Genomic DNA, 8,313 nt, shown 5'->3' on the forward strand with positions numbered 1-8,313 from the left:
AGGTTGCTTAAAGCGGGAACTCGTCGTTAAAGATGTCCCCACGTTCCATCATTGCAATCTCTGAGTCATTACACAGACAATCTTCGAGTTCCCTTACGATAGTATTTTTGTCCAGTTCGCGTCCAATGATCACCAGTTCATTCTGACGATCGCCAAAATGTTTATCCCATCTTTTTTCGATTTCTTCTTTATTATCCAGAAAAGAGAGGTAGCTGATCCTGTCTTTATAAGGCATACTGGCCCACCACATACCCGCACGTTCTGCCCGTAAACTACCACCCGCCTGACTCCAGTTCAATGCATCATCTTTACGGGATGCGAGCCAGAAGAGGCCTTTACTACGGATGATATTTGCATGCCATTGCTCATTCAGATAATGCCAGAAACGTCCCGGGTGAAAAGGCCGGCGGCTGCGGTACACAAAGCTGCTGATGCCATATTCTTCCGTTTCCGGCGTATGGTGAGGTTTGTTTAGTTCTTCTATCCATCCGGCCTGCTGACTGGTCACTTCAAAGTCAAAGAGGCCGGTATTAAGAATGCCATGCAGATCCACCCTTCCGAATGCCGACGTGATAATACGGGCGCCGGTATTCATTTTCCGAATGACAGCCTGCAGCATACCCAGTTCTGCTGCTTTGATCAGATCAGTTTTATTGAGGATGATGACATTCGCAAATTCGATCTGGTCAGTTAACAGATTAACGATCGTCCTGCTATCCCCTTCCATATCGGTGAGTTGCCTCTCCTGCAGTGTCTCTATACTGCTGAAGTCACGGATAAAGTTGAATGCATCGACCACGGTGACCAGGGTGTCTAACCGGGATAGTTTACTGAGATCGGTGCCGGTTGCTTCATCCTGATAGGTGAATGTCTGCGCTACGGGTAATGGTTCACTGATGCCGGAGCTCTCTATCAGCAGGTAATCAAAACGGCGCTCCCCTGCCAGGCGTTCTACTTCCAGGAGCAGGTCTTCACGTAACGTACAACAGATACACCCGTTACTCATTTCTACCAGTTTTTCCTCCGTTCGGTGAAGCGTATGTTCGTTTTTAACCAGCTGCGCATCCACATTTACTTCGCTCATATCATTGACGATGACAGCTACGCGCATGCCCTGTTTGTTGTGCAGGACATGATTAAGCAAAGTCGTCTTACCGGCGCCGAGAAAGCCACTCAGCACCGTAACAGGTAATCTGTTCGTTGTCATATTTATAGTTATTACAAAAAAGGGCCGTACCGGCCAAAAGGCCGATGGCAGCGGATAGCGGCATGTTTTATACCGCACATATTATTTGCATCAATGTTGCAAATGTATAGCATTTTAAGATAAAACCAAATGCCTGAAATGATTTGTTATCCTCGGGAAAAAATCGTAAATTATAGACGCATGTTATTGTTAACCACAAAAACCAAAATATATGAAGACCGTGTATTGCGTGATGGTGGGACTGGCGTTTGTGCTTCTCATCTCATGTCGGAAAACTGACTCATCTTATTCCATTCCTGCTGCGCAGCCAGACCCCGAAACGATCATTCCCAAACCGGCCATTAACGCATTTGTACACCAGCAACTGGACACATATGGTTATTTTGACTGGAAAATGGCCAGTGATACAATGGTATGGAGTGCTTTACTGCATGGAGATAGTATCCTGTCGGTAGGCTATGCAGCCAATAGTAGTGTGCAGGAAGTCTTGCAACTGGCTGGGCAGAAAACCGCCACTGATATATCCCAAAATGCTATTGCTAAGAAACTTCGATTCACACAGGTACGTGTGAGCAGTTATGCAGCGGTAAAAGCATTACGTTCATCTGATAAGGTACGCTATGTGGAACCTGTTGGTTATGGTGAATATATGAACGATGTCAGTAAACAAGATGCAACCGCCGCTTCCGATATACTGGCCTCCGGCTGTGGTTACAACAGTGCAAAGGCGGATCTGGTAGCAGGCACGGATTATACCGTCATCTCCCCTGCTGCAAAGATGTCGTGGAACTATGGTTACCACCGTATAGAACAGGCGTGGCAGCAATCCACCGGACAGCGTATCAAGGTGATGATCATTGATACAGGGGTGAGTCCGCAGCAGGAGAATCTGGGTACCGCATTCAACCAGGGACTGTCCGGGGGACGATCCATACAGAAACTGGGCACTTACAACAGCAGTGCGGATGATCTCTGCGGACATGGGACCAGTATGGCTGGCGTGCTGGCCGGACCACGGGGAACAGATGGCAATACGGCTGGTATTGCCTACAACTGTGACCTGGCCATTGTGCATGCTGCTGAAAATGTAGTATTGCTTTCCACTGCCGCGATCAATGGTGTCACCAGTGCCTACGTGCTGGGAGCGGATGATCCCAGCGTAAAGATCATCAGTATGAGCATGGGAACTATTTTCAGCTCCGGGCAGATCAAGGATGCCCTCGTCTATGCATATGGTAGACAGAAACTGATGTTCTGTGCTGCCGGTACCTCTACCTCCTTCTTTGCGGGCTTTGTAGGAGTTATATTTCCGGCCAATCAGCCGCAGGTGATAGCGGTCACCGGTATGAAGGACAATCTGAAAGACAGGTGTGATAATTGCCATACCGGCAGTAAGGTTGATTTCGCGATCGTCATGCAAAGATCCTCTGGTAGAAATCCGCTAACCATTGCCATGACGGGAGATGTACCATCTACGGTAGGTGGGTCTTCTGTAGCTACGGCCAGCTGTGCAGGGATAGCGGCGCTGGTATGGAGTAAATATCCGGCTTACCCACGCGACAGTATTGTTGCCAGGATGGCCCGGGCTTCCGGATTTGCCGGCAACAGGAGCAGTAAGTTCGGCTGGGGAGTGATCAATGCAGCTGCTGCTGTGGGGTTCTGATCATCTTTTCAGTATCCTGTTCTGCAGCACTTTTTCCATCAGCTCCTCCTTCTGATAACGGGAAACGGGCACCTGATAACCTGCCAGGGTCAGTATAGTGCCTTCTATCGCATCTATTTTATCAACTGCCACGATATAGGATTTGTGGGGCTGTATGAACTTGTCGGCCGGTAACCTTTCCTGAAGCATTTTGAGTGTAAGATGTGTCATCATCTTTCTCCCGCGGGTATAGATAGTAATGTAATTTTCCATGCCTTCGGCAAACAGGATATCCGCTACAACGACCTTTTCGAGTTTACTATCGACTTTAATAAAGAAGTACTCCTGCTGAGGTTTTGCCTGTTCCTGCAGACTGAAATAATCAAATGCTTTATTAGCCGCACGGAGGAACCGCTCAAAAGAAACGGGCTTTAGCAGATAGTCCAGCACTTCAAGTTCGTAGCCCTGCATCGCATACTTTTCATATGCGGTGGTGAAGATAACCCTGGGCGGATCTGCCAATGTTTTCAGTAACTCAATGCCGGAAAGATAGGGCATCTCGATATCAAGGAATAGCAGGTCCACCTGTTCCTTTTTGAGGAAGGCATTTAACTCAACGGCGCTTTCGCACACCGTCACCAGCTCCAGGAAATCTATCTGACTGATATATCCCTGTAATCCTTTTCTTGCATAGGGTTCATCATCCGTGATGACGCATCTTATCTTCATCTTCTTCTGTTGTTACTGTTTGTAAAGCAACCAGTTCTGGCTGTATAGACAAGGCCGCCCTAAAAGTACGTGCTGTTCTGCTGACATCAAAACTATGTTTACCCGGATATAGCAGCTGCAAACGACGACGCAGGTTCTCCAGTCCGATACCTCCTACCCCGGCTGTCATAGTGATCTCAGGTACAGCATTCTCAACGACGAAATGGACGGTATTGTTTTCCAGTGATGCAGCAATATTGATCCAATACTCACCTCCTACGTATTTAAAAGCGTTTTCTACCAACGGGAACAACAGCAGTGGATAGACCTCCTGCTCGTACAGTGCGGTATCAAACCTCACATTTAATACCAGCTTATCGGACGCCCTTACTTTCTGCAGGTTGATAAAGCTGTGCAGATACTGGATCTCATGGCGGATGGAGACTGTCTGCTGCTGGTCATACAACTGGTATCGCAACAACTCTGAGAACTGCTCCACGCTTTTCTTGGCAGCATTCACATCCTCATCCATCTGAAAATAGATCGTGTTCAGCGCATTAAAGAGAAAGTGCGGATGCAGCTGTGCCTTCAGGAACTTCAGTTCTGCCTGTAACTGGTCATTCATCACCTGTTGCAATTTGACCTTATTGCTTACGTAGGCCTGCAGAAAATTATTGCTGCGGCTGAACCCATAGTAGATCAGCGAATATAACAGCGGGATCACGTTGATATCTGCCACGTCATACCATTGCAGACCATCATCTGTCAATGCAGCCCAGGGCGTCAGTGTGCAGTTCTGAAATATGATCGTAGCCACAGTGATCACGCCAAGTTCCTTTAGCACCCTTTTACGATAATCAGCATCATCACTCCAATGTCTATCAAAATACCGGTGCAACCAGTGATGCATGCCAATAAGCAGGTATCCGCTCAGGAAAGACAGGGAGAACTCCAGTACATTCATCTGAAGGGGCCTTTCCCAGAACTTCATACCAGTCACAGTATCCAGCAGAAGCCGGATACTGAGATAGGTTGTCAGGCCATAAAGACCGGGAAAAATATATTTGCGGAAACTATTCATCAATATTGATTTGTCAGGATGCCGGTTGTAAGATCCTTTTCTCCTGTATGTCGGGCTGGTTCTTTCCGGTAGCCCTGCTCTCCCTGGGTTTCATGCCAAAAAGGAACCGGCTGATGCTGTAAGGCCTGATCAGCAGGTGATAGATACCCATAGAGATGAACAGTGTGGTCAGTACGATGAAGACATATTTAGTACCGATCGTGTCTGAAGTCTTTACGACATAGAATGCCAGTATGACGATCACTGTCTGATGCAAGATATAAAAAGGATAGACAGCCTGATTAAGATAATTTAGTGAAACATGCTGCCTGTTGAGGTATTTTTTACCATAACCGATGGCAGTGAACACCCATCCCCATGCACAGATCACGTGTAGTGACAGAAAAGCATAGGTACGCGGATCGCTTTTCCAGTTTGCCAACGTATCCCAGGGCAGCACATCATTCCAGCGGAAATAGTTGATAGTCAGAATGGACAGGAATGCCATCAGAAAAGCGAACCGCCGGTTCCTTTCCAGGCTGTCCATCAATGCCGGCTGTGCGACACAAAAGAATCCGGGCAACAGGAAGCACATCCAATAGAAGAAATAGCAACCATCATGCACCAGGTCGTTTGTCTCGGGATAACGGAGCGACAGGGAGGTGTAAATAATAATAGCGGGCAGGGCCAGCAGGTAAACGCGTTTTCCCCGGGCCAGCCAGGCCAATCCTTCGCGGAAACGTCTGGCTTTGGGAGACATGACCCAGACGAACAAAGGCGCGCAGATAATGTCATATATCAGGAGGTACACGACAAACCAGAGATGGTGCCAGCTGATATCCCCCTTAGGGTAAGGCCCTGAAGTGAACATCCTGCTATAGAACTGCCAGAAATTACCTTTGAAACCCTGTTCTACCCGCTCGAGGTAGACCTGTGGAGGTACGATGATGAGTATTGCCAGCAAAACCGGTATCAGCAATCTTCTGATCCGCATACTTACGAAGCGTTTTCCAGACCTGTTTTGCAGCATAAAGTAGCTGACAGTGCCAGAGATAAAGAAAAGCAATGGCATACGGAACAGGTGCATAAAAAATACCAGTTCCAGAAAGATGTTACTGGTTTCTTTATTACGGATATGCCAGTCGAGTTCTGCACCGAAAGGCATGGCTGAATGAAAGATCAGTACACCAGCGATAGCGAGGATACGTAACCAGTCCAGGTATGCCTGTCTTGGGGCGGTCATGGTTTGCATAGCAGGGAGTTTTATGCTAAAGTAGCCCTGCCGGCAGGAGTGTTACAATTTCTTTGACATCCGGCACTTTATACCGGGTGAACAGCACTATTTCTGACCAATAGCGGGGTCAACTCTCCAGAAGATATAGATATCGTCATTTCCCCTCCTATCTGAGCTGAAATAGCCTTTATTTTGACCAGCCTCTATCAGGACCCCGAAGTCATTCTTAGGACTGTTAAAAGGGGCGCCTTCATTCCGCGGCGGCGCCAGTGCCCTGTAGGCGGTATCCAGCCCCACGCTGAAAATATCCAGTCCGCCGAGTCCGGGCCATTTATCTGAGGAGAAATACAAGCGTCCGGACGGGTCGATGTAGGGAAACATTTCGTTCCCGCCCGTATTCACCAGCGGACCAGCATTGATGGGCAGTCCCCATTTATCCCCTGATTTACGACAGTAGTAAATATCCTTGCCTCCGGCACCACCTGGCATATCAGATGTGAAAAAGAGCACTTGTCCGTTGGGATGGAGGGCAGGCTGACCGACATTATAATCCTTGCTGTTATAGGGGAATTCAGGCTGCAGGACCCAGTCACCATACTTCATGGCATAGGTTTGTAATCGCAGGCGGCTGACATTACCGGCGCCTTTGGACGGTTCGTTATAAGTGACAATGATACTGTCCCACAGCCGGCTAAAGGTAACAGGGCCTTCGTGGTAACGTTTGTTGAGCTTTGTATTGAAGGGAGCGATCATCTCCCGTGACAACTGATTGGGCACGGCGACGAACGTTGCCTGCGGATTGGCAGATACCTTTTTGCTGTCCCAGCTGGATGTAGTACGGCTGTCAACATTACGGAGGTCTTTGGAAGCGTAAGTCAGGACCTGTTCAAGTTCTTTAGTCCGCAGGCTGGCGTCTTTTACCCTGGCGGTATCGACAGCCCGGTACAGGGTTAAAAAATCACCGCCGGTCCAGGCGTTTGTTTCCCTAAACACTTTATTTCGTGGACGGTCAGAGACAAACACCAATCCCGCGCCGTAGGTTACGGGAGAAAAATCAGCATATCCACTATTGATATTAAGCAAGGCAATACGCCAGTTGAGCGAGTCGGCGAGCAGGGTGTTCAGTCCGCTTTCATACAGGCCGATGGTACTTTCCAGCTGCGGATCAGGCTTGACAGCGGCCACCCATTTATACTGGGCAACCGCCTCCTGATAGCGGCCTTCCATTGCCAGCAACTGACCATACCGGTAACGGCGGGGAGTATCCGTTGCATTGACAGTAAGTAATTTATCATACCAGGTAAGCGCCTTGTCATATTGCTGTGTCTTATCATAGCTATCGGCGAGATTTGCTATAGCCGCTGCGGGTAATGAATCCCGCTTCATAGTCTCCTGGTAATACTGAATAGCCTCGGCGTAACGCATACCATTATAGGCGCGTTCCGCACTTTTCAACTGACTAAATCCATTGGTTACAATAAAGCTGGATAATAAAACTGTCAGCAAACGTATATATCTCATGCTGTTCCTTTTTTAAAAATAGCGGGGAGACAGTATTCTGCCCTTTTCCCATCCAAATTCGTAACGTAACATGATCTCATGAGTACCCTGGTTGAATTTCACCAGTTTGGAAATAGTGTGATCATATGCATAACCCAGTCTCAGCTGATCGTTGATCTGGACCTCGGCCAGGCCGCAGATAGCGTCGCCCGTACGATAGGAGCCTCCTACAGATATGACATCCCTGATCCAGAGATTAGCGTTAATATCCCACTGTACAGGAGCCCCTCTCACTGCTTTCACCAGTGTAGACGGCTTCAGTTTGAGGTCTTCATTGATATCGAATACGTATCCGGCAATGAAAAAGAAGTGCATATACTTCTTGGCGACTACATCTGCACGGTAGTAGACAGCGTCTTTACGCAGGTAGCTCTTTACGAGATTAGGGACAGAGAATCCTGCATAAAACCTGTCGGAATTGTAATAGATCCCCGCACCGAAGCATGGCAGGATGACATTGATGTTCTGTGCAAATGCCTGGTCATCTTCATCAATGAGATCGACCTTGGTCAGATCAGCTCTGAAATTACTGATACCACCCTGCAAGCCGATGGCCAGGGAACCTTCATTTTCAAACCGGATGCGGTAGGCATATGTCCCATAGACACCGTTCGTCTGCATGATCCCGATCTTATCGTTAAAGGCCTGTAAGCCCAGTCCGACCTTGTTATCGCGGGTAGCCATGTCGAAGGAGAAGGTATATGTTTCCGGGGCACCGTCGATCCCCACCCATTGACGACGATACAGGGCAGCGGCGCTTAATACACCGCGGCTGCCTGCATAAGCAGGGTTCACTCCCATCATGTTAAACATATACTGGGAATACATGGCATCCTGTTGGGCGCTGACATCAGCAGCACCCAGGATGAACAACGTTATTACGGAAAGTAGTTTTTTCATAA

7 protein-coding genes are annotated in these 8,313 nt (G+C 48.2%); 1 reads left to right on the forward strand and 6 read right to left on the reverse strand.

The window, feature by feature from the left end; translation table 11 throughout:
* Nucleotides 1–7: 7 nt before the first annotated feature.
* Nucleotides 8–1,207, reverse strand: a complete 1,200-nt coding sequence (locus tag GWR21_RS05280; RefSeq protein ID WP_162330727.1) for a GTP-binding protein — start codon at nt 1,205–1,207, stop codon at nt 8–10.
* 211 nt (nt 1,208–1,418) lie between these two features.
* Between GWR21_RS05280 and GWR21_RS05285 the strand changes: the two genes are divergently transcribed.
* Nucleotides 1,419–2,870, forward strand: coding sequence for a S8 family peptidase (locus tag GWR21_RS05285; RefSeq protein ID WP_162330728.1), 1,452 nt, complete (start codon nt 1,419–1,421; stop codon nt 2,868–2,870).
* Here the strand turns inward: GWR21_RS05285 and GWR21_RS05290 are convergent, their stop codons facing one another.
* From GWR21_RS05290 to GWR21_RS05310, 5 genes are all read right to left on the reverse strand, one after another.
* Complete coding sequence (locus GWR21_RS05290; protein ID WP_162330729.1) at nt 2,871–3,578, reverse strand: LytR/AlgR family response regulator transcription factor; 708 nt, start codon at nt 3,576–3,578, stop codon at nt 2,871–2,873. It abuts the gene before it with no gap.
* A complete protein-coding gene (locus GWR21_RS05295) occupies nt 3,550–4,638 on the reverse strand; it encodes a sensor histidine kinase (protein ID WP_162330730.1) in 1,089 nt (362 codons plus the stop codon). The genes GWR21_RS05290 and GWR21_RS05295 overlap by 29 nt, the downstream gene beginning before the upstream one ends.
* Nucleotides 4,639–4,651: 13 nt before the next feature.
* Nucleotides 4,652–5,869: an acyltransferase family protein gene (locus GWR21_RS05300; protein WP_162330731.1), complete on the reverse strand. Its 1,218-nt coding sequence runs from the start codon at nt 5,867–5,869 to the stop codon at nt 4,652–4,654.
* Between the two features lie 87 nt (nt 5,870–5,956).
* Nucleotides 5,957–7,372 carry a TolB family protein gene (locus GWR21_RS05305; RefSeq protein ID WP_162330732.1) on the reverse strand — a complete coding sequence of 472 codons (1,416 nt, stop codon included), beginning with the start codon at nt 7,370–7,372 and terminating at the stop codon, nt 5,957–5,959.
* Nucleotides 7,373–7,384: 12 nt separating this feature from the next.
* Nucleotides 7,385–8,311 (reverse strand): PorP/SprF family type IX secretion system membrane protein, encoded by a 927-nt coding sequence (locus GWR21_RS05310; RefSeq protein ID WP_162330733.1) that lies wholly within the window; start codon nt 8,309–8,311, stop codon nt 7,385–7,387.
* Between the last annotated feature and the right edge of the window lie 2 nt (nt 8,312–8,313).

The organism is Chitinophaga agri, assembly GCF_010093065.1.
Classification (GTDB): Bacteria; Bacteroidota; Bacteroidia; order Chitinophagales; family Chitinophagaceae; genus Chitinophaga; species Chitinophaga agri.

Bases quoted from the DNA above. Each gene is read 5' to 3' on its own strand.
- GWR21_RS05300 (WP_162330731.1), bottom strand. From the start codon at position 5,869: ATGCAAACCATGACCGCCCCAAGACAGGCATACCTGGACTGGTTACGT.
- GWR21_RS05285 (WP_162330728.1), top strand. From the start codon at position 1,419: ATGAAGACCGTGTATTGCGTGATGGTGGGACTGGCGTTTGTGCTTCTC.
- GWR21_RS05290 (WP_162330729.1), bottom strand. From the start codon at position 3,578: ATGAAGATAAGATGCGTCATCACGGATGATGAACCCTATGCAAGAAAA.
- GWR21_RS05310 (WP_162330733.1), bottom strand. From the start codon at position 8,311: ATGAAAAAACTACTTTCCGTAATAACGTTGTTCATCCTGGGTGCTGCT.
- GWR21_RS05305 (WP_162330732.1), bottom strand. From the start codon at position 7,372: ATGAGATATATACGTTTGCTGACAGTTTTATTATCCAGCTTTATTGTA.
- GWR21_RS05280 (WP_162330727.1), bottom strand. From the start codon at position 1,207: ATGACAACGAACAGATTACCTGTTACGGTGCTGAGTGGCTTTCTCGGC.
- GWR21_RS05295 (WP_162330730.1), bottom strand. From the start codon at position 4,638: ATGAATAGTTTCCGCAAATATATTTTTCCCGGTCTTTATGGCCTGACA.